Consider the following 20734-nt stretch of genomic DNA (forward strand, 5'->3'; position numbering starts at 1 on the left):
ATCGAACCGGCGGACGAACAGCCGACGGGAACACCGAACCCGCCTCGGTCGTTTCGCGGCGTAAATCGGATGCTATAGCGATCGAACGATCGGAAGGGGGCGACGGCGATTCCGTACGGCTTCGATAACTATCGGGGACCATCGAATACGCTCGAGTGATGTCTCGCACAGGTCACGCAGATATGGATGTCGGCTGCCCGGAGTGTGATACGACGGTCAGCGCCACCGTTCCGCCAGGACCGGGGATCCACCCCGAGAGCGATTCGAACCCGCTACTGGGGAAGGAAACCCGGTGCCGGAACTGCGGTCACGAACTCGAACTCTATTACTACTGAACCCGACTGTCACTCCGGGATCGGCCAGTCCGTCGACTGGCCGACTGCGCGATATTCGATCATCGAACGCCGAGTGACGGTCGTGGACTGAGGAACGTGAGTGACGCTCGAGCGCTGAGTGATACGTCCCCGAGTGACGGCCCCAGAGTGGCGGAGTTCCGGAACGGACGTGAACGTCGCTTCATCGTGGGACCGCACGCATCGGAGCACAGTCGGACCCCCACACCGAGTTTCCGGTGAAAGTCGTCGACGAGAGAAACGCGTTGTGAGGATCGAGACGGGGAGACACACCGTGTTTCCGGTGAATCACAACGGAATCAGCGGTCGACGGACCGGTCGATCGGTCGGCTTTCGGTGACGCCGAACGGTTTCGGTAGCCGAGCCAGCAGCGATCAAAGCCGAATCGAGTCCACACACCGGGTTTCCGGTGAATTTGCTGTCCGACGTCGGCTGCAGAATACCGGAATCGAATCGGTCGATGAGAGATAAGTAACTGAATCGCCCTGAATCCCACCCACACCGTGTTTCCGGTGAAATATCCCGGAGTCGTCGAACGATGACGGCCGAAGGTGACGACTCGAGAAATACGCGGGGGGATGAGACGGAGCGCGAGACACGAGAACGAATGCGAAACGAAACTCCGTACTGACGGCGGTCGAATTTCCGACGGCGCTCGAACTCCTCACGGCGATCGGACTGCTATGCTCGGACGAGTCAGCAGATCGGACTCGATGGATCAGACTTGACGGATCGAACTCGACAGATCGAACGCGAGTGATTGCTCAGAGACACGGAGTACTCACTCGGACACACACCGTGTTTCCGGTGGAAGCGTTCGAGGAGGGGTCCCACTGCGGCCGAGTACACGATGACGTCTGCTATCCTACTCGGTTGATAGCTATCTGTTATAGATACACATAAGTAGTAGATATGAGTAGAGTCCACTAAGTGAATCAGAATATAGTTCTATAGGGATCAGATAGAGGTGGCACTCGATACGGCCCTGACCGTTGTCGTCAGTGTCGGTCATCGATATCGGTCTCTGGCGACGCTATTCCCATGTCCGTCTGGCTTCCGACGACTACAACCTACGTTTCGACTGGAACGCATTTACTCTCTCACCCCGTTTCACCGGAAACACGGTGTGTGTTCGCGTCCGATCGATTCTCGAGACGTCCCGGTGAACGGAACTGCTCGAGTCCTCGCCCCGAATCGGTATCTCCCTTGTATACTCGCTACAGGCAGTCTCCGTCACCTCCCGTTTTCCGCTCGAGTCTCCGACGCCAAACGGAAGGGCTATTTCACCGGAAACACGGTGTTCGACTATGTCGAGTTCCGGCGACGACCTGTTCACGCGCGACGACCCGATCTTCGAGAACAAGGAACTCCTCGAGATCAATCATCTCCCGGCGGAGGGCCGGATCGTCGGTCGGGACGACGAGATTTCGGAGCTCGCGAACGCCGTGAATCCGGCAATTTTCGGGCAGAGTCCGAGCAATCTCCTCATTTACGGGAAAACGGGGACGGGCAAGTCCCTCTGTGCTAAGTACATCTCGGAACGGGCCGTCCGGGTCGCGGGGGACGAGGACGTCACCTCCGCGTTCGCCTACGTGGACTGCGCACAGGATAACACGGAGACCCAGGCGGTCCAGACGATCGCCCACTCGCTGAACGAACCGGCGATCACCGACGTCCGGATCCCGGACAAGGGGCTCAGCACCTCGACGTACTATAAGCGCCTCTGGACGGTGCTCGACTCCCAGTACGACGTCGTCCTCGTGATCCTCGACGAGGTCGACAAGCTCGACGACGACGACATTCTCATGCAACTCTCGCGTGCGGGCGAGGCCGGCAAACTCGAGTCGTGCAAGATCGGCGTGATCGGAATCAGTAACAAGATCAAGTACAAGGACCGCTTGGACGAGCGGGTCAAGTCCAGTCTCTGCGAGCGGGAGTTCGTCTTTCCGCCCTACGACGCGAACCAGCTCCGAAACATCATGCAGGCCCGCAGCGACGCGTTCAAGGACGGCGTCCTCGAGCCCTCAGTTATCCCGCGAGCCGCGGCGCTGGCCGCCCGCGAACACGGCGACGCGCGGAAGGCGATCGATATCCTCCGATACGCCGGCGAGATCGCCCAGTCGAAGGGCAGCGAGACGGTTCGCGAAGAGTTCGTCGTTCAGGCGCGCGAGCGGGCCGAAACCGATCGGTTTCGAGAACTCATCCGCGGGTCGACGCCCCACTCGCGATACGTCCTGCAGGCGCTCGCCGTCCTCTCGCTCAATACGGCCGACGAGGACGGGTTCAGGACGACGAAGATCTACGACGTCTACGAGGAAATCTGTCGACAGGAGAGCTCCGAACCGCTCTCGCTGCGACGAGTCCGCGACCTGTTGAAAGAACACGCCTTCCTCGATATCTTAGAGCAGACCCGCCGGAGCGGCGGGAGCGCGGAGGGAAGCTACACCGAACATCAGTTGCTCGAGGATCCGGACGTCGTCCGGACGGTGCTCGTCGAGACCGACGAGTCGTAGCGTGTGCCAGCGCTGACAGCGGACCGGACGGGTGCGGACGAGCAATCAGCACGCATTAGCCGGCAGCGCGCCGACATTTCACCGGAAACACGGTGTCCCCGTTCGACGCGCGTCGGAGTCACCGACTCGGTCCGGTGCGCGCTCGGCGACCGACGCACTCAGCAATCGCCAGGTCCGGCAATCGACATACCCAGCAACCGACGCGTTCAGCAACCGCTAGACCCGGCAACCGACGCGTTCAGCAACCGCTAGACCCGGCAACCGACGCGTTCAGCAACCGCTAGACCCGGCAACCGACGCGCTCAGCGACCGCTCTCCCAGCCCCGCGACGTGTCGTTCAGGCGCTCGGCACCGTCGTCGGTCACAGCGACGAGATCCTCGATTCTGACCCCGAACCGTCCCTCGAGGTAGATCCCCGGCTCGACGCTAAAGACCATGCCGGGCTCAAGTTTGCGGTCGTTGCCGTCGACGATGTAGGGCGGTTCATGGACCTCGAGGCCGACGCCGTGGCCGGTCCGGTGGACGAATTCGTCGCCGTAGCCGGCCGACTCGATGACCGATCGGGCGGCGCGATCCACCGCACCGGCTTCGACGCCCGGCTCGACGGCGTCGATCGCGGCTTCCTGTGCCTGCCTGACGGTTTCGTGGACCTGTTCGTACTCTGCGGGCGGATCACCGACGACGATCGTTCGCGTCTGGTCGCCCGGATACCGACCCGTTCCGCCCTCGAGATCGGCCGCGACGAACGCGCCGAAATCGAGCACGATCGGGTCGCCGGCCTCGATCGCCCGCGAGCCGCCGTGATGGTGTGGCCGGGCCCCGTTCGGGCCGGCGGCGACGATCGTTTCGAAGGCCGGCTCCTCGCCACCGCGTGCGGCGAGCAGTCGGTCAATCTCCGCCGCCAGCTCCGATTCGGTCGTCCCGACGAGGTCGCCCCCCTGCTCGCGAATCTCGAGCGAGACCCGATCCGCGACCGCGCCGGCCCGCCGGAGGGCGTCGAGTTCGATGTCGTCCTTCCGGATTCGAAGCGGCTCGAGGACGGTGCTGGCGAGTCCGAATGCGGCGTCCGGGAGCAGTTCTCGGAGGTCCTGCGAGAACGTGGCCCACAGCCGGTCGTCGAGGAGGACGGTCGCCGGGTCGGCCCCGCCGAGGGAATAGCCCTCGAGGACCTCCGCGATCTCCTCGAGCGGGTCGTCCGCGTCGGTCCAGAGCCGGAGTTCCAGGTCTGCGATCGACAGTTTGGACAGTTCCGCCTCGTACATCGCCGGCGCGACGAGGGCCGGTTCGCCGGTCTCGGGGACGAACAGCAGCAGATGGCGCTCCGACGGCGACTCCTCGAAGCCGGTCAGATAGGTCAGGTTCGGACTCGGAAAGCAGACCGCCAGGTCGGTACCCTCGTCGGCGAGTCGTCGCTGACAGGCCGCGATTCGGCGCTCGAACGGCGATTCCATGGGGGAGACTTCGCTCGAGCGAGAGATCAACGTTTGGTTGCGGTGACGTCGACACTGACGGCGGCAGTTGCGGGAGTGCGTCGCTCCCACCTCGCACTCCACCCTTGACATAAGTTACCACGTCACTATCCGTTCGAATTCCAGCGCGTTTGGGCCCTGGAGCGCTCGATTCCAGGCGTGTTCGAATACAGGCGCGTTCGAAGGAGCAACCCTCGAGCAGCGACTGTTTCTGCGCTCGAACAGTCGCGATATTCGAACAGTCGGGTTCCTGCGATTACTAGCGGGAACCTATTAACCCCCCGGCGGTCGCAAGCGGCGAAGCAACCCGTCGGGGCGCTGTGGTATTTCAGCGAATGCGAGTTACCGAGCGGTTGTCGTCGACGGCTGTACGGAATCGACAGCGACGGGCCGATGGCCGCGGCCGAACGGACGAAGGGTCCGGCTCCGACGGTCCAAACTGTCCCGGTTCGCTGATCGTCGTCTCGAACCGGCAACCGTATCGTCACGAGTACGAAGACAAGGATGACTCCGCTACACCCTCGGACGCGGACTCCGACGCCTCGAGTTCCGACGGGAGCCCGCCGACGGGAGCGGACGGCGGTACCCGTTCGATGACCGAGACGCGGTCGATCACGGTCGACGAACCGGCCGGTGGCCTGACCGCTGGCCTCGATCCCGTGGTTCAGCAGACCGACGGTACCTGGATCGCCTGGGGCGACGGCGACGCGGACTTCGACGTCACGGACGAGCGAAACTGCGTCGCCGTCCCGCCCGACGAGGAGGCCTATACCCTCCGCCGACTCGACCTCTCCGACGAGGCCATCGACTCCTACTACTACGGGTTCAGCAACCGCGTGCTCTGGCCGCTCTGTCACGGGTTTCCGGACCTGATCGAGGACCGATCGAACGACTTCGAGTGGTACCGAACGGTCAACGAGCGCTTCGCCGAAGCGGTGGCCGACCACGCGACGGACGACTCTGTCATTTGGGTACAGGACTACCACCTCGCGCTCGCGCCGCGGATGATCCGGGAGTCGGTCCCCGCCGGGGCGACCGTCGCCCACTTCTGGCACATCCCGTGGCCGACGCCGGAGCTGTTCCGGCACTGCCCCGCCGGCGGCCGCATTCTCGAGGGGCTGCTGGGGAACGACCTGCTCGGGTTCCACGTCGAGCGATACGCCGATCAGTTCCTGCACTGCGTCGACCGATTCCTCCCGAACGCGACCGTCGACCGCGCTCGTCGAACGGTCCGCTACGACGGACAGACGACTCGCGTCGTGGCGACGCCGATGGGCGTCGACGCCGAATCGTACGACCGAGAGGCGCGGTCGGTCGACCCGGACCGGCTCTCCGATCTGTTCGAGGAGTACGGCATCCCGCAGGGAGCGACGCTCGGCCTCGGCCTCGACCGACTCGACTACTCGAAGGGGATTCCCGAACGGCTCGCGGCGCTCGAGCGCTTCTTCGAGCGGAATCCGGGGTGGCGCGGCGAGTTCACGTTCCTCCAGAAGGCGACCCCCTCGCGCACGGAGATCGACACCTACGAGCAGTACGGGGACCTCGTCCGCAGCGAAGTCAAGCGGATCAACCGCCGCTTCGGAACGGCGGACTGGCAACCGATCGTCTACACGGAGGACGTGCTCCCGCGGAAAGACCTCTGTGCGCTCTATCGGCGCGCGGACGTGATGGTAGTCAGTCCGCTGATGGACGGCATGAACTTGGTCGCACAGGAGTACGTCGCCGCGAGCGTCGACGGTGACGACGCGCTACTACTGAGCGAGCGGACCGGTGCACACGATCGGCTCGGTTCACACGCGCTGACGATCGATCCGACCGACACCGACGGATTCGCGGCGCAACTCGAGCACGCGCTCTCGATGTCGCCGTACGAACGGCGGCGGCGGATGAACACGCTCCGCCAGCGCGTCTTCAACGGCGATCTCGAGTCGTGGATGGAGACCCAGTTCGACTGGATCCGGCGCGTTCACGGCGATCGCCGGCGCACCGAAACGAGTACGGACACCGATACTGACTCCGACTCCAGGGAACCGACCCCGCCAGTGTAGCGATGACAGGGACCGAGACATCGCCCCGGCCGCTCGAGGAGTGTCTGCCGCGGCTCCGGACGACGCTCGAGGAAGCTCCCGGGCTGCTGGTCTGTCTGGATTTCGACGGGACGCTCGCTCCGATCGTCGACGATCCGGACGCGGCGGTCCCGACTGAGTCCAACCAGCAGGCGGTGACCGCGCTCACGGAGACGCCGGACGTGACGACGGCGGTCGTCAGCGGCCGCGCGCTGGCGAACGTCCGCGAGCGGATCGACGGGCCGGCGATCTACGCCGGCAATCACGGACTGGAACTCGCCCGCAACGGATCGATCGCCGTCCACCCGGTCGCGCGCAAGCGCGCCGCACGCGTCGAGCGGCTCTGTACGATCCTCGAGATCGCCTTGCGATCGGTGCCAAACTGTCGAATCGAAAACAAGCGCCTGACCGGGACGGTCCACCTCAGATCGGTTCCGGCGGCCACCGAGCCGATCGTTCGGCGGGTCACTCGCGAGGCCGTCGACCGCTTCGGCGGTGACGACCTCGAAGTTTCGACCGGGAAACGGATCCTCGAGATCGGGCCCGACTTTCCGTGGGGCAAAGGGAACGCGGTCGAGCTGATCGCCGCCGACGAGCCGCCCGGAACGGCCGTCGTCTACGTCGGGGACGACGTTACCGACGAATCGGCGTTTCGGGCCGTCGAACCGGACGGGATCGGTGTCCGAGTCGGTGGCGACGATCCCTCGAGCGCGTCCTGTCGGGTCGGCTCTCCCGCTGACGTCGCGTCCTTTCTCTCGTGGCTCGAGTCGATTCGGGACGATCGCGTCGAGCGAGCGAGTGCGGCGTCGGCGACCCGACTCGAGGATCGGTAACATGGCGCGGTCGCTAGACGAATCGGGAGCGATGACGCCGTCGACTCGTCCATCTCGCGTCCGTATTCGGTCATCGAGAGGGAAAACCGGAGATGGTCGGAGTGGGGGATGGGGTGGGGGAGGGGTGGAAGCCGAGCGCCGGCAGATAGCGGGCGAGCCCAGCGTGGAGGAGCAGAGTAGCCCGTACCGGGCTCGATCCGGGTTCGACGGTCGGGGGGTCCGTCTGGAGTCGCTCGGTCCACCCGATCTGATCGTACGGACGCGCACCACTTAATGATACTGATGGGAATAACCAAAACCAACGATCAATCTCGAGCCGAAAGTATTAGTTACCACTGGAAATATAGACCGGTACGAGAGTGAACGAGAGTGAAACTCCGCCAACCAACTGATTTCCTGATTCTCGAGGCGCTCGAGGATAAGGGACGAAATGTCGCAACGAACCTGGCCGCACACACGGGAAAGAGCCGAAAGAACATCAACACCAGACTGCCAGTGCTCGAGGATTACGGGCTCGTCCGGAAGATCGGTCCCGCCGAGCGATCCGGTCTCTACGAGATCACCTCGACGGGGAAAGCGGCGCTGGTGTACCGAGATCAGTACGACGAGGTCGACGACTTCGAAGCGCTCATCGAGGGGCCAAACGCCGGTACGAACCAGAACGGGGAGTCCCAGGCCAGTTTCGCCCGCGGTGAGAACGACGACGAAACCGACGAGTAACGTCACGGTCACCCAGTTTCGCCGACGACCGGTCGGTTCCGAAACCGGTCGTTCGGTTCTCGGTACCGGTCACAGCTGCCCGGTAGCGATCGGTTCACGACTGTGACCGGCGCCTCACGAGAAAAGTCCGCCATCATATGTCGCGAGTTCGCGGCGGGCACACGAGGAGAAGACGAGACTGAGTTTCTTGTCCAGTTTGTCCGACATCGGGGGACTCACCGTGCCGCACCGAGAACGGTCGCCTTCGTACGATGGATCCCACGCGTAGCTGCTGAGCATCGGCGTCGCGATCACGGCTCCACCGTCGCGGAACGCGACGCCGTGCTCGTGGTCTAATCCGAGGGCGTGACCGATTTCGTGGACGAGGACCTGAATGGTTCGCGTCGGTGCCGTGTTCGGCACGGTCCAGTGCGCGTCGTCGGTGATCGCTTCGTTGAACGGCTCGAGGTCGGCGATGTGTCGCGCTCCGCCGACCGAGGCGACGTGTGGAATGCCGTACCCGGTCGGTGCCTCCTCCATTCCCCCGTCCGTTATCAGCAGGTTCACGTCCGAAACCGGCTCGAGATCGCGTCGGCCGAGTTCGCCCGCAGCGACGGCCATTGGCCACTCTCCGCGAGCCGTGAGTCGAGCGGCGTCTTCGGTCGAGACCGAGACGGTCCCGCCGAAAGAGAGGTCGAGCGTCCAGTACTTGAGAGAAAGCATCTCCGTGAGATACTCATGGATGCGGTCGGTGACTCCCTCGTACGTAGCGGCCCGCTCCGAGAGCCAGATCCGAACTGCGAGCGTCTCGCCGAAATCGTGCCCCGCGTATGCCAGCGTCCCGAGCGAGGCCATCGATCCGACTGACCCGAGGAATACGCGACGCTTCATTCCTGACCTCGTATCGCTGTCCGCTGGTTCCCAGGGGCAAACATGGACAGTCTATCTCTCGTGTGACGCTGGGTCGTTCCGATCACTGTCGGCCGTCGGAACGATCGGTCTCGTTTCGGACGGCCTCGTTCGCGTATCGGCGATTCGGGCGGCGTCGTCGGAAACACGAATTTCGATGCCGGCCGGCAACTCGGTCGGCTCGATCGGGGTGAGCAAGAGCAACGCCTCTGCTTCGGTTTCGACCAGTACTCTGTCGGGCGTCCGCTGTCGCATGCAGAGCGTCCACACGCCCGTTCGAAGGCGTCTCCCGATCTGCCAGCCGGTAAAGTACCGCCCGTCCGACGCTTCGAAGAGGGACTCAAACGGTGACACGAACACGACCCCCCACTACACGCGACGCGGCATTGAACTGCGGTCCCCGAACGGTCCTCGTCATTCCTGTTCGACCGATACGGTCCCGATCGCATCGATACTGGGATTCATATGGACTATCTTTAAGAAAACGTGACAGTCATTCAGATCTGAATACGCGATCGAAGGGCTATCGAACCCGGACGCGTCGCTTTCGTCATCGGTCTACGGACGTTTCGTCACCGGTTTACGGACGGACTCGAGGAACCGAGTGTCAGTTATGGCTGCCGCTCTCGAAGAATTCGCCGAGAATCGCCTTGAGTCCCTTTCGAAGGTGTTGGTGCATCGTCGGCGGTGAGATGTCCATCGCCTCGGCGACTTCCTCGCCGGTGCTTTCCCGGGGCCAGTCGAAGAAGCCGCCGTAGTAGGCGAGTCGCAGCGTCGTGAGTTGGCGGTCAGTGAGTCGATCGAGGATCCGATTTCGTCGCTGAGCCGCCGTTCGAACCGGTCGATCGACCTCTCGTTTGGCGACGAGTTCGGTGTTCTCGTAGATGACGGTCAGCGCCTCCGCGATCTCTCGGACGTCGGCGTCCTGAGACACCTCGACCAGACAGGTCCCGACCCCGCTCTCGACCGTGACGTCGCGGATCGTCGCCCCGTGGTTCGCGAGCGTCCGAACCCCGGACTTTGCCAGCCGCATCTCGATCGTACAGCTCTCCTCGCCGTCGTGAATGAGCCGACACTCCTCGATAGAGTCGTGGTCACCGGCCTCCTCGAGAACCGTCTCGCCGTCCAGTCCGTCGACCGTCACGTACTGGAAGGTGCGCCCGTTGACCGTGGTGCCGGCCCACTCGAGCGAACAGGTGCAGTCGTACGCATCGGAGAGATCGAACGAGAACGTATCGCCGCCGTCGATCCGGAACTTGAGTTCGACGACGGTATCGGCGAAGAGCAGTTGTCGATTCTTCACGGCCATGATGGTGAAGCCGATCGTCTCGCCGAGCAGCCGGAAGCCGGCTCGTTCGCGCTCGCTGAAGGCGTCGTCGCGGCTCGCGAGGACGGTGAGTACGCCGTAGGTCGCGTCCTCGTGGGTGATCGGGACGGCGATCGCGGATCTGACGTCGTCCTCGCGTGCGGCCTCCCGGAGCGGTTCGGGGACCGTCTCGTCCTCGAGAATGCGGTTCGTCGTTCGGATTTCACCGGTTCGAACCGCCTGCGTGACCGGCCGCTCGTGGTCGACGGTGAGATCGCGGACGCAATCGAGATATGTATCGGCCTCCCCGGCACCGGTCCGGTAGGAGAGTTGGCCGTCGCCGGCCCGTTCAGCGATCCACGACCCGCAGTACAGGTCGGAATCGACGAGTTGCTCACAGACCTCGCGTTCGATCGCGTCCCGTGCGGGTGCCTCGACGAGCGTCTCGATCACCTGCCGGACGACCGCGTTGATCCGGTTGAGCGTCTCGAGTTGGTCCTGGCGCGAACGGAGCTGTCGCTCGCGCTCGACCCGCTCGGTGATGTCCCGGGCCAGCCAGACGACGGCGCGCCGGCCCTGAATCCGCTGGTCGATCGGTACGACCCGGGCCTCGAACCGTCGTCGCCCCTCGGTCGTCTCCGCATCGTACTCGACTGACTGGACGTCGTCGGTTCGGATCGCCCGGTCGATACAGTCCTGTAGCTTCGTGGCGACCTGGTCGGGGAACGCGTCCTCGAGTTCGGCGCCGGGAAGGTCGTCGGCCGCCGTCGAGTACAGGTCGGCCGAGTCGGGACGGGCCTTCGCCTCGAGGTAGGTGCCGTCCTCGCCGATGACGAACGCTTCGTCGGGCAGCTCGTTGGCGAGAATTCGGTGGTATCGGCCGTCGCCCGACGACTGCTCGGGGTGAGATCGTATCGTTGCGATAATCCGATCGATCGGCTTCTCGTCGCTGTCCGTCGGCACGTACTCGGTCGCGTCGGCCCTGAGAGCGACGGTCGCGAGTCGTTCGCTTCCCTCCCGTGGCGCGACGATCGTCGGGACGCTCGCTAGCTTCGCGTGGACGCGCTGGAGGATCGTCTGTATTTCGCCGGGGCAGTCGAGTTCGAGGACGACGGCGCTCGGGACGGCCGACGCCGTCTCGCCGTCGGTCGTCGGTTCCGATCGCACCGGCGACGCGGCGTCCCCCTCGCCCGTCGGTCCCGTCTCGATACCCTCGTCTGTCGAATCGTCGGTGTCCGTTCCGAGTACGGACTCCAGATCCCCGGTCGTGGGGACCGTTCGAACGTCGTGTTCGGTTGCTCGCTCGAGTCGCGTCCGGAGATCACTCTCTTCCGCTCGAACGTCCGTTACGACGACGATCGGCCCGGATAGATGTGCAGCGGTCATTCTGTCTCCTCCCTGTTCCGTCCGATTACCGGCGAATTCACCCGGTGGGACACTCCGTTCTACCAAGCAGGTTTCGGAATAAAAGCCTACTGGTCGTTACGCGACCGTTCGGGAGCTACCGTGCGATATCGCTCCGCTGACTGTCGTACTGCGCGACCTACAACTCGCCTCGATCCCGAAGCTCGGCGAGCAGGTCGTCGACGAGCGACTCGACGTCGTCGTAGGGGAAGTCACCACCGGACGTCTTCGTGTTTAGCTCCATCGCAGTCATCGAGAACTCGCCGGACTCGAATTTCGTCCCGGGACCGTTCGGAAGCGCCGGGACGAGTTCCATCGGACCCGAGACCGGGTAGTCGGCGCCTTCGAAGGCGTCGATCAGTTGCGCTCGGAGTTCGGCTTCGTCTGCCATTACGTCTCGATTCGGTGCCGGAACCAATAACTTTGCAGGGAGTCGGGAACTGCGACCGACGGGCATATTCGCCACTCAGGCCGGGAAACGGCGAGCGAACCGAGACGAACGGCGTCCGACCGGCGATAGCATACCGAATCCGATACGTCCGCAGAACAGTAGAAACTATAATTAGTCAGCAGCGAGCAGTGTCGGGACATGGCGAAGGATACCGTCAGGTACCCCGACGACGTGGTCGAAGAGATCGACTCGCTCGTCGAAGACGGTATGTTCGAGAGTAAATCCGAGTTCTATCGCTTCTCCGCGGAGTACGTGCTCACCCTGATCGATTCCGATCACGAGGTGAAGACCTTCAACTTCGACGAGATCAAGACGGAACTCGATATCAGCGAGGAGGACCACGCCAAAGCGCTCGGGGCCGACGGTGGCACGTTCTTCCTCGACGCCGTCATCAACGTTCGAAAACACGGGCTTCGCGGCAACTACGAGGCCGCCGAACGGTTCATCGACACTCACTACGACGAGACCGATCAGGAGTGTATCATCCTCGAGGAACTGCTCGGTACCTACCGCGACGGGTCGGCGTAGTCGGTCCCGCGTCGCGTCGCTCCGAAACTTCTCGCTCGCGTTCGTCAGTTCAGGATCGTCAGTTCGGATCGAACGGCTCGCCGAGCGCCGCCAGATCGACGTTGTCGTCGACGAGCCGCGCCGCTCGGTCGTACGGCGTCGGGCCGGTCGCGTTCGGGTCCGTCGACGCCGCGGACGTCGCACGCGTCGGCCGATCGACGCCCGCCGTCGCCGCGACGTGCTCGAGAAACGCCGTTCTGACCGAGTCGTTGTCGAACAGGCCGTGCAGGTACGTCCCGAGTACCCGCCCGCGGGCCGCGCTCGAGTCACCGAGCGGGCGAGTCACGTCGCCGACGGCCGCCGTTCGCCCGGCGTGGATCTCGTAGCCCGAGGCGGGACCGTCGGCCCCCGATAGCAGCGGCGACGCGGTCCCGTCGACGGGAACCGTCGTCCGCTCGAGGCGTTTGTCGCCCTCGAAGCGGGTTTCGACGGGCAGGAGACCGAGTCCGTCGACGACGTCGTCTCCGCCCGTCCCCTCGAGCGCGGCGTTGGTGATCCGCTCGCCGAGCATCTGATAGCCGCCGCAGACGCCGACGATCGGGCCGTCGAAGGCCGCGAGCGCGTCGGCGAACCCGGCTTCGTGAAGCGCCAGGAGGTCGTCGACCGTGTTCTTCGTGCCCGGAATGACGACCGCGTCGGCGTCGACGTCCGCGAGCGGATCGTCGGTGAGGTCATCGTCGACCGGGACGTACACCACCGAGACGCCGGGTTCGTCGGCCAGTGCCTCGAGATCGGTCGCGTTCGAGATCCTGGGTAGCCGCGGAACGGCGATCCGGATCCGTCGGTCGGCGGGAACGCCGTCGTCCTCGCCGGCGACGCCTCGTTCTTCGGTCCCGGGGAGACCGACGCTGTCCTCCTCGGGGAGGCCCGGGTCGTCGTAGGGCAACACCCCCAGAATCGGGACGCCGGTCTTCGACTCGATCTCCTCGATACCGGGCTCGAGCAGCGACGGATCCCCCCGGAACTTCGTGATCACCGCACCGACGATGCGCTCGCGAATCTCGTCGGGGACGAGTTCGATCGTGCCGTAGAGGCTGGCGAAGGCCCCGCCGCGTTCGATGTCGACCAGCAGGAGGATGTCGGCGTCCGCGAAGTGGGCGGTCTCGACGTTCGCGAGGTCCCGGTCGTGGAGGTTGATCTCGCCGATGCTGCCCGCGCCCTCGGCGACGATCACGTCGTTGTCGGCCGCTAGTCTGCGGTAGGACTCCGCGGCGGCCTCGCGTGCTCGCTCCCAGTACTCCTCGTAGTAGGTGCCGGCGGGCACGTGGTCGTGGGCCTCCCCTTGCAACACCAACTGGCTCTCGCCGTCGCCCCGGGGCTTGAGGAGCACGGGATTGCAGTCCGTGGTCGGCGTCATCCGGGCCGCTCGAGCCTGGACGAACTGCGAGACGCCGATCTCGCCCCATCGGCCGCCGTTTCCGTCGTCCGACTCGACGCCCTGCCGGCCGTCCGCGTCCGGCCGAACGACGACGCGAGCGTTGTTGCTCATGTTCTGGCCCTTGAACGGCGCGACGTCGATCCCGCGATCCGCGAGTAATCGACAGAGGCCGGCCGCGACCGTCGACTTACCGACGTGGCTCGCGGTTCCGGCGACGAGAAGCGTTCTGGTCATCCGCGTTGGGGGTACTCGAGCGGCGGGCAGTATCGTCCTATCGGTTCCGGCTGTTCCGAACGCTACGTTCGAATCGAGAGCGCGGCGCCTCCGGACGGCCTATTCCGTCCGATATCGCGCGTCCCAGCGCGGCCCGGCGCGACTCGAGAGGACGAGTCCGAGGATCCCCATGCCGATGCCGGCGAGCGCGAGGACGGCGGCGAGTTCCGCGGACGGGGGAACGACGACGAAGCCGGCGACCAGCGTCGGCACGAGCGGGACGGCGACGCCGACCGTAAACGTCGCGAAGCGGACGGCGTCGAAGAGGAACTCGTTGGGGTCGAAGCCGGCGATGTAGACGGTCAGGCCGTAGTAGTACAGCGCGTAGCCGGCCAGCAGCATCGCCCCGACGGCGGCGTCGACGAGCGTCGCGTCGAACCAGACGACGGCCGCGAGATAGGGCACGGCGACCGCCGGCGCGCCGACCAGGACGAACGCGATCCGTTTCGCGCGGAAGACGTCCGCGATCGAGACGGGATACGTGAGGTAGGCCTCGAGCGAATCGAACTGGGTCAGCCAGTTGTAGGTCGTAAACGCCGAGAGGCCGAGGACGCCGCCGAAGAAGATCCCGGGCGCGGGCGCGATGCCGGTGATCGAGTCGACGACGCCGACGAGCGCGGCCACGAGCGCGAGCAGGATGCTCGCGGAGACGAACGGCTTCCAGACGCCGCCCGAGGAGCGCGCGAGGTCGAGCAGCGACTTCGTGACCAGCGGTGCGTTCTCGAGCGGGAGCGCCTCACTGAGTCGGGCGAAGCGGTCGGTGGCGGTCCGCGAGGGACGGCCGTAGGTCGGATCGTAGATCGCGAGCGAGCCCGCCACGAGGACGAGGGTCCCGACGGCCAGTCCGCCGGCGGTGACCGGAGATCCGGTAATCGGCACGAGGACGGACTGAAGCGCACCCAGCCCGCCGACCGCCCAGCCGCCGACGACGGCGAGCCCGATCCCGAGGCCGATCGCCCACGGCGGCACGCCGCGCGTGCGGACGGCGATCAGGGCGACGGTCACGGCCATTCCGACGGTGAAAACGAGACAGAGCGAGAGCCAGAACAGGCCGACCGAGAGCGGCGTCGTCGCAGACAGGCCGTCGACCGCGACGCTCCCGAGCGACATGGGCAAGACGAACGCGACCGCGTAAAACAGCCCGTCTTTCAGGAGGAACGCGCCCAGCAACCGCCGCCGCGAGAGCGGCAGCGTCGTCGACGACGAGAGCAACAGCGACAGCCGCCCGAAGACGTTCTCGAGCATGTCCGACCCGGCGAAGCCCGCAGTGCCGCTGTAGAGCCCGAAGCCGACGGCGAGGACGTGCAGGCCGCCGACGACCGTCCCGGGCGCGGTGCCGGTCTCGACGAGCGCGACTGCTCCGCTCATCGCGAGGACGGCGATTACGAGCGGGAACAGCGCGAACCGCCAGCCGCCGAAGAGCTGGGTGTGCAGTCGCCACTCCTCGCGAAAGAGGATCGCGAGCAGCCGCGGGGTCGAGAGCCCGGGACCCGATCGGCTCGAGTCCGTCGCGCTCGCGCCGTCAGTCGCATTCGTTCCGGTCATGCGTCAAGTTGCTCGAGCGTGGGCGTGTCTCGCGCGCCTTCGCCCTCGACGCGGTCGAGGAAGATATCGAGCAGCGACTCGTCGTCGCCGTCCTCGAGCGAGCGTTCGGTCACGAGCTGACCGTCGGCGACGATGCCGACGCGGGTACAGATCTCCTCGGCGACGTCGATGTTGTGTGTCGAGACGAAGACGGCGTTGTCGCCGGCCGCGTAGGAGACGAGAAAGCGCTTGACCTGTTCCTGAACGAGCGGGTCGAGGTTCGCCAGCGGTTCGTCGATGAAGACTACATCGGGTTCGTGGACGAACGCCTGTGCGATCATCACTTTCTGTTGTTGCCCCCGGGAGAGATCGGTGTGCAGCGTGTCGAGTTTGTTCTCGAAGCCGAGCCGCTCGGCCCAGATGTCGGTCTGCGCCGCGATCCAGTCGGAATCGAGCTCCCGAACTTCGCCGACGAACTCGAGGTACTCGCGCGGCGTGAGAAAGCTCGGCGGCGATTCCTGTTCCGGCAGGATGCCGACCTTCCGGCGCGTCTCGATGGGGTCGGCGACCGGATCGGTCCCGAGGACGCTCACGTCGCCCGCATCCGGCTCGATCTGGCCGGTCAAGACCCGGATCGTGGTGGTCTTACCGGCACCGTTCGGGCCGAGAAAGCCGTACAGCTCTCCCCGGTCGACGTCGAACTCCATTCCATCCACAGCGTTGACGGATCCGTAGGACTTCCGCAGCCCGTCTACTCGAATGACACCCATTGACTGCCGAGTCTTTCTCAGTATCTGATAATAACTGTGTTGATAGGGAAATAGTGACAGCCGGACCCGTGCGCGATAGAGCGCTCGCAGCGAGCCGGTCAGAACTCGGTTCCCCGTCGCGCCCGCTGGCCGTCGTCGATCGGATGTTTCACCTTCCGGACGTTCGTGATCAGGTCCGCACGGTCCGCGAGGTAGTCGGGTTCCGTGTGACTCCCCGACAGCACCAGTTCGAGGTCGTCCGGCTTCGCGTCGATGAGGTCGTGCACGTCCGCTTCCGAGAGCAGGCCTCGGTCGGCGGCGTAGAGCACCTCGTCGAGGATCAGCATGTGGACCCCCGCCTCCGGCTCCGCGTCGAGATCGATCGGTTCGCCGAGGTCGGTCTCCTCGGCCGCCTCGAGCAACTCGTGAGCGCGCTCGAGGCCGGCCCGCGCCTCGGCCTCGTGTTGGTCCTCGTCGCTCCCGTCTTCCATGCCGTGCCAGCCGTAGTGGCCAAGGTTCTCGTAGCTGATTCCCGGTAGGGCGGCGATGGCGTTGTACTCGCCGCGAACGGCGTCGACGCTCGAGGCCCCGCCTTTCATGAACTGGAGCATGTGGACGCGGTAGCCGTGGCCGGCGGCCCGCATCCCCATGCCGAGCGTGGCCGTCGTCTTCCCCTTTCCGTCGCCCCACCAGACCTGTACGAGGCCGAACTCCTCGGGGGCGGCAGGGTCGATCCGCTCGGCCTCGGGCGTTCGTCCCTGTCCGGGCGTGTTCTCGACCGTGGACTCGGACGTCCGATCGTCGCTCATACCCGTGCCCTCGGGCCGATCGCACATGTAGTTGCCCCATCGATTCGTCAGGTCGCGAATCGGTCCGTTTCGGTCCGGTGACACCATTAACCAAACGTGTCTTTAGTCCGCGCTCCTAACGTCGCTGCACCCAATGTCACTCGAGTTCTCCTCGTCCGGCGAGACTCCCGGGTTCGAGTGCGTCATCGGCGCGCTCGACGACGAAGTGTGCCGGGAGATCATCGCGGTACTCGAGGAGCCGATGACGGTCGAGGACATCGCCGAGGCGACGGATCGGCCGCTCTCGACGACCTACCGCAAACTCGACTGTCTGACCGACGCCGGACTCGCCGAGGAGGCCGTCGGCGTCCGTGAGGGTCGCCACCGGAAGTCGCGATACGTTGCCAACCTCGACGGGATTTCGATCGTCCTCGACGACGACAACGAGTTGCGCGTCGATATCGAGCGCTCGACGGAGTTCGGCATCTGGTCGGAACTCCAGCGAGAGTTCTGAGGCGTGCTCTCTTCGAACAGCGAGAGAAGCCCGCCGTTTACGGCGGGCGAGGACGTCACCGCTCGCTCGGCTCTACTTCGGCGAGTCGGTCCGCGAGTTCCCGCCGTTCCGCCCGTCCCGCCACGTTCGTCAGCCACCGCTCCGGCAGCGCGCCCGCGCCGAACCGCGCTCCCGCGACGGCACCCGCGACCGCGCCGATCGTGTCCGCGTCCCCGCCTTCGTTGACCGCACCGACGACCGCCGTCTCGAGATCCGACGCCGTCAGCGCGTGATAGAGCGCCGTCCGGAGCGTCTCGACGGCGTCGTTCTCGGGAACCAGACTATCGGGATCGACGTTTTCAGGTATCGGCTCGAGTCGGTCGACCAGTTCAGGTGGTGCATCGTCGGAGAGCGCCGCGAGCGCGGTCTCGAGCGGGCGTTCATCCCCCTCGAGCACGGCGGCGATCGTCAGATTCAGCGCGGCACAGCCGTGGACGCAGCGCGGATCGGCGTGTGTCACCCGTGAGGACTCGCAGCTCACCCGCTCGAGTGCCTCGCGGTCGTCGGCGTAGGCGATCGCGAGCGGCGCACAGCGCATCACGCTGCCGTTCGTCGCTTTCCGCCCCGGTGACTTCGCCGCTCTGGCGGCCTCGGCCGCCTCGAGCGGCGGAGTGCCGTCCGCGATGCGACGGAGCGCCTCGGTCGTCGTGCCGCCGATCCCGAACGGCCCGCTCTCGTACCAGTCGACCAGCCGCGCCGCGAAGTCGTCCCGATCGAACCCGTCGCACGCGAGGAGGCTTCGAGCGAGAATCGTCGCGAGTTCCGTGTCGTCGGTCACCGTCCCCGGTGGTTTACCGTGGGTCCCGTCGCCGACGAACGACTCGAGGGTACCGTGCTCGCGGGCGATTCGCTCGGCCGGCCAGCCCTCGACGGGACGGCCGAGCGCGTCGCCACAGGACAGGCCGAGGAGGGCGACCCTCGCACGGTCTCGATCGACCATATCGGCGGTACGGTCGGCTCCGCCTTCAGCGCTGTCCTGGCCGCGACGACGATGGTACGAATCGTCGCCGCCGAGCGCTACGTCCCGACGAGATCGGCGTCCGTCGGCCCCTGTCCGTCGAACTCCCGGACGTACTCGTCGAGTCGCTCGGGATCCGACGCGCCCGGCAGTCGCTCGTCCGCAGTGGAACAGTCGGCGTCGACCCCGAGCCGGTCGCAGACGAGGTCCGCAGTCGCCTCGGCCATCCGGCGGTAGGTCGTCAGCTTCCCGCCGACGACGCTACAGCAGTTCGCGACGCCCTCGTCGGCGTGATCGAGGAGATGAAAGCCCCGCGAGATCCCGCGGCCGCCGCGGGCGGCCTCCTCTGGTTCGTACAGCGGGCGGACGCCCCACCACGTCCTGACGCGGGGAGCGTCGGCCACCGGTGGAAGCATCGCGGCGCACTCCCGGACCGTTTCCGCGACCTCCCACTCGGCCCGCTCGTAGTCGTCCGGATCGTCGACCGGCACGCTCGTCGTGCCGAGGACGACCTCGCCGTCGTGGGGAACGATGATATCGCCGTCGTCGGGCTCGCGACACCGGTTGAGGACCGGCTCGATGCCGTCGTACTCGACCGAGATCATGACGCCGCGGGTCGGCCGCATCTCGACGGTGAGACCCGCCATGTCGGCGATATGACCGGCGTGGGGGCCGGTCGCGTTCACGACGTAGTTCGGCCGCACCGTTTCGTCAGCGTCGCCGCCGAGCGCGACCGCCGTCACCTGCTCGTCCTCGACGGTCACGTCCGTGACCGGTGCGTGCGTACGGATTCGCGCGCCGTGCTCGCGGGCATCGGCCGCGTTGGCGGCGACCAGCCGAGAGGGGACGACGACGCCGTCCGGGACCCACATCGCTCGATCGACGTCATCGGCGAGGGTCGGGACCGCTTCGCGGGCGGCGTCTCCGCTGACGACCTCGGTCTCGATTCCCGCGTCCTCGCAGGCGTCGCGCTTCGCCTCGAAGTACGCCCGATCGTCGTCCGCGAGTTGGACGAAGAGCCCGCGGGTCTCTCGGACGCACGCGCCGCCGATTCGGCGCAGGATTCGGTTCTCCTCGAGACACTCCCTGGCCTCCGGACCGTCGGCCTCGGCGTAGCGAGCCCCGCTGTGAAGCAGGCCGTGGGATCGGCCCGACGTGCCCGACGAGAGCCCCTCCCGGTCGACCAGCGTGACGTCGACGCCTCTGCGCGCGAGGTCCCTGGCGATCCCCGCCCCGGTGGCACCGCCCCCGATCACGAGGGCGTCCGCGTCCGTTCGGCTGTCCATAGTCGATCGACGGCTCCCAGACGGACGTACCTTTCACCGGTGTGGTTCGGTGCTGTCACTGTGGCGTTCGGTGGGGCGATCAGTCGGCGAAAACGGGGACATCACGCGCCGAGGCTCGCAGCCGCGCCGCGATCGGTCCGCGAAGGGACCTCCAGCATTACGGACTGTACTCTGGCGACTGGGCTTCGATCGTGTCGGCGACGTTCTCGAGTTCCTCGCCGATCGTCGCGACCAGGTCGTCGAGCGTCGCGATGCCCGCTAATTCGCCGTCGTCGTCGACGACCGGGAACCGGCGGACGTTGTTGTCGCGGATCGCCTCCGAGATCGTGATCGGATCGTCGTCCTCGTGGACCGTTACCGGGTTTTCGGTCATCACGTCCTCGACCGACGCCGACCCGACGTCGTCGTGGTCGTGGATCGCGAGCGCCGCGTCGCGGTCGGTGAGCATTCCGATCGGTTCGTCGTCTTCGGTGACGACGATCGAGCCGACGTTTTCCTCCTCGAGCGTCGCCGTGATCTCCTCGAGCTGGCTGTCCGGACTCGTCGTGACGACGTCCTGGGGACCGAGTTTGCCGATGGACATGGTTCGGTTCGAACGACTCCGGGACTGCTATTCAAACGGGTCCTTTCACACGAAACTGATCGCGGTCGACCG

General features: G+C 65.6%; 18 protein-coding genes. 6 read left to right on the top strand and 12 right to left on the bottom strand.

What is annotated here, in order from left to right:
- The first annotated feature begins 1660 nt into the window (after window positions 1-1660).
- A complete protein-coding gene (locus tag LDH66_RS04055) occupies window positions 1661-2866 on the top strand; it encodes an orc1/cdc6 family replication initiation protein (RefSeq protein WP_226479792.1) in 1206 nt (401 codons plus the stop codon).
- Window positions 2867-3168: 302 nt separating this feature from the next.
- Here the strand turns inward: LDH66_RS04055 and LDH66_RS04060 are convergent, their stop codons facing one another.
- Complete coding sequence (locus tag LDH66_RS04060) at window positions 3169-4317, bottom strand: M24 family metallopeptidase (RefSeq protein WP_226479793.1); 1149 nt, start codon at window positions 4315-4317, stop codon at window positions 3169-3171.
- A gap of 353 nt (window positions 4318-4670) precedes the next feature.
- On the opposite strand from LDH66_RS04060, the gene LDH66_RS04065 reads away from it, so the two are divergent.
- The 3 genes from LDH66_RS04065 to LDH66_RS04075 all read left to right on the top strand — a co-directional run bounded on the left by LDH66_RS04065 (window position 4671) and on the right by LDH66_RS04075 (window position 7954).
- Window positions 4671-6383 (top strand): alpha,alpha-trehalose-phosphate synthase (UDP-forming), encoded by a 1713-nt coding sequence (locus LDH66_RS04065; protein ID WP_226479794.1) that lies wholly within the window; start codon window positions 4671-4673, stop codon window positions 6381-6383.
- Between the two features lie 2 nt (window positions 6384-6385).
- A complete protein-coding gene (gene otsB / locus LDH66_RS04070; protein ID WP_226479795.1) occupies window positions 6386-7234 on the top strand; it encodes a trehalose-phosphatase in 849 nt (282 codons plus the stop codon).
- A 369-nt stretch (window positions 7235-7603) separates the two neighbouring features.
- The gene (locus LDH66_RS04075; protein ID WP_226479796.1) at window positions 7604-7954 is read left to right on the top strand and encodes a winged helix-turn-helix domain-containing protein; all 351 of its coding nucleotides are present in this window, start codon (window positions 7604-7606) and stop codon (window positions 7952-7954) included.
- Between the two features lie 114 nt (window positions 7955-8068).
- Here LDH66_RS04075 and LDH66_RS04080 read toward each other — a convergent pair whose 3' ends face one another.
- From LDH66_RS04080 to LDH66_RS04095, 4 genes are all read right to left on the bottom strand, one after another.
- Complete coding sequence (locus LDH66_RS04080; RefSeq protein WP_226479797.1) at window positions 8069-8824, bottom strand: matrixin family metalloprotease; 756 nt, start codon at window positions 8822-8824, stop codon at window positions 8069-8071.
- A gap of 51 nt (window positions 8825-8875) precedes the next feature.
- Window positions 8876-9196: a hypothetical protein gene (locus LDH66_RS04085; RefSeq protein WP_319004337.1), complete on the bottom strand. Its 321-nt coding sequence runs from the start codon at window positions 9194-9196 to the stop codon at window positions 8876-8878.
- Between the two features lie 253 nt (window positions 9197-9449).
- Window positions 9450-11534 (bottom strand): bacterio-opsin activator domain-containing protein, encoded by a 2085-nt coding sequence (locus LDH66_RS04090; RefSeq protein ID WP_226479799.1) that lies wholly within the window; start codon window positions 11532-11534, stop codon window positions 9450-9452.
- 157 nt (window positions 11535-11691) lie between these two features.
- Window positions 11692-11943, bottom strand: a complete 252-nt coding sequence (locus tag LDH66_RS04095; protein ID WP_226479800.1) for an MTH865 family protein — start codon at window positions 11941-11943, stop codon at window positions 11692-11694.
- A gap of 198 nt (window positions 11944-12141) precedes the next feature.
- Between LDH66_RS04095 and LDH66_RS04100 the strand changes: the two genes are divergently transcribed.
- Window positions 12142-12531: a ribbon-helix-helix domain-containing protein gene (locus LDH66_RS04100; RefSeq protein ID WP_226479801.1), complete on the top strand. Its 390-nt coding sequence runs from the start codon at window positions 12142-12144 to the stop codon at window positions 12529-12531.
- A 58-nt stretch (window positions 12532-12589) separates the two neighbouring features.
- On the opposite strand, the gene LDH66_RS04105 is transcribed toward LDH66_RS04100, so the two are convergent.
- From LDH66_RS04105 to LDH66_RS04120, 4 genes are all read right to left on the bottom strand, one after another.
- On the bottom strand, window positions 12590-14182 hold the full coding sequence (locus LDH66_RS04105; protein ID WP_226479802.1) for a cobyric acid synthase: 1593 nt from the start codon (window positions 14180-14182) through the stop codon (window positions 12590-12592).
- Between the two features lie 99 nt (window positions 14183-14281).
- Complete coding sequence (locus tag LDH66_RS04110; RefSeq protein ID WP_226479803.1) at window positions 14282-15766, bottom strand: hypothetical protein; 1485 nt, start codon at window positions 15764-15766, stop codon at window positions 14282-14284.
- Entirely contained in the window at window positions 15763-16515 is a 753-nt protein-coding gene (locus LDH66_RS04115) for an ABC transporter ATP-binding protein (RefSeq protein ID WP_226479804.1), read from the bottom strand. Before LDH66_RS04115 ends, LDH66_RS04110 begins: the two co-directional genes overlap by 4 nt.
- A gap of 98 nt (window positions 16516-16613) precedes the next feature.
- Complete coding sequence (locus LDH66_RS04120; RefSeq protein ID WP_226479805.1) at window positions 16614-17303, bottom strand: cob(I)yrinic acid a,c-diamide adenosyltransferase; 690 nt, start codon at window positions 17301-17303, stop codon at window positions 16614-16616.
- 133 nt (window positions 17304-17436) lie between these two features.
- Here LDH66_RS04120 and LDH66_RS04125 point away from each other — a divergent pair, with 133 nt between their 5' ends.
- Window positions 17437-17796, top strand: a complete 360-nt coding sequence (locus tag LDH66_RS04125) for a winged helix-turn-helix domain-containing protein (RefSeq protein ID WP_226479806.1) — start codon at window positions 17437-17439, stop codon at window positions 17794-17796.
- A 55-nt stretch (window positions 17797-17851) separates the two neighbouring features.
- On the opposite strand, the gene LDH66_RS04130 is transcribed toward LDH66_RS04125, so the two are convergent.
- From LDH66_RS04130 to LDH66_RS04140, 3 genes are all read right to left on the bottom strand, one after another.
- Entirely contained in the window at window positions 17852-18775 is a 924-nt protein-coding gene (locus tag LDH66_RS04130) for an ADP-ribosylglycohydrolase family protein (protein WP_226479807.1), read from the bottom strand.
- 77 nt (window positions 18776-18852) lie between these two features.
- Complete coding sequence (locus tag LDH66_RS04135; protein ID WP_226479808.1) at window positions 18853-20079, bottom strand: FAD-dependent oxidoreductase; 1227 nt, start codon at window positions 20077-20079, stop codon at window positions 18853-18855.
- Window positions 20080-20236: 157 nt separating this feature from the next.
- Entirely contained in the window at window positions 20237-20662 is a 426-nt protein-coding gene (locus LDH66_RS04140; RefSeq protein WP_226479809.1) for a CBS domain-containing protein, read from the bottom strand.
- Between the last annotated feature and the right edge of the window lie 72 nt (window positions 20663-20734).

The organism is Natrinema amylolyticum, from assembly GCF_020515625.1.
GTDB lineage: Archaea > Halobacteriota > Halobacteria > Halobacteriales > Natrialbaceae > Natrinema > Natrinema amylolyticum.

Coding starts and splice junctions, on each gene's coding strand:
- LDH66_RS04115 (WP_226479804.1), bottom strand. CDS start 16,515: ATGGGTGTCATTCGAGTAGACGGGCTGCGGAAGTCCTACGGATCCGTC.
- LDH66_RS04100 (WP_226479801.1), top strand. CDS start 12,142: ATGGCGAAGGATACCGTCAGGTACCCCGACGACGTGGTCGAAGAGATC.
- LDH66_RS04080 (WP_226479797.1), bottom strand. CDS start 8,824: ATGAAGCGTCGCGTATTCCTCGGGTCAGTCGGATCGATGGCCTCGCTC.
- LDH66_RS04130 (WP_226479807.1), bottom strand. CDS start 18,775: ATGGTCGATCGAGACCGTGCGAGGGTCGCCCTCCTCGGCCTGTCCTGT.
- LDH66_RS04095 (WP_226479800.1), bottom strand. CDS start 11,943: ATGGCAGACGAAGCCGAACTCCGAGCGCAACTGATCGACGCCTTCGAA.
- LDH66_RS04110 (WP_226479803.1), bottom strand. CDS start 15,766: ATGACCGGAACGAATGCGACTGACGGCGCGAGCGCGACGGACTCGAGC.
- LDH66_RS04065 (WP_226479794.1), top strand. CDS start 4,671: ATGCGAGTTACCGAGCGGTTGTCGTCGACGGCTGTACGGAATCGACAG.
- LDH66_RS04135 (WP_226479808.1), bottom strand. CDS start 20,079: ATGGACAGCCGAACGGACGCGGACGCCCTCGTGATCGGGGGCGGTGCC.
- otsB (WP_226479795.1), top strand. CDS start 6,386: ATGACAGGGACCGAGACATCGCCCCGGCCGCTCGAGGAGTGTCTGCCG.
- LDH66_RS04060 (WP_226479793.1), bottom strand. CDS start 4,317: ATGGAATCGCCGTTCGAGCGCCGAATCGCGGCCTGTCAGCGACGACTC.
- LDH66_RS04120 (WP_226479805.1), bottom strand. CDS start 17,303: ATGAGCGACGATCGGACGTCCGAGTCCACGGTCGAGAACACGCCCGGA.
- LDH66_RS04105 (WP_226479802.1), bottom strand. CDS start 14,182: ATGACCAGAACGCTTCTCGTCGCCGGAACCGCGAGCCACGTCGGTAAG.
- LDH66_RS04090 (WP_226479799.1), bottom strand. CDS start 11,534: ATGACCGCTGCACATCTATCCGGGCCGATCGTCGTCGTAACGGACGTT.
- LDH66_RS04125 (WP_226479806.1), top strand. CDS start 17,437: ATGTCACTCGAGTTCTCCTCGTCCGGCGAGACTCCCGGGTTCGAGTGC.
- LDH66_RS04140 (WP_226479809.1), bottom strand. CDS start 20,662: ATGTCCATCGGCAAACTCGGTCCCCAGGACGTCGTCACGACGAGTCCG.
- LDH66_RS04055 (WP_226479792.1), top strand. CDS start 1,661: ATGTCGAGTTCCGGCGACGACCTGTTCACGCGCGACGACCCGATCTTC.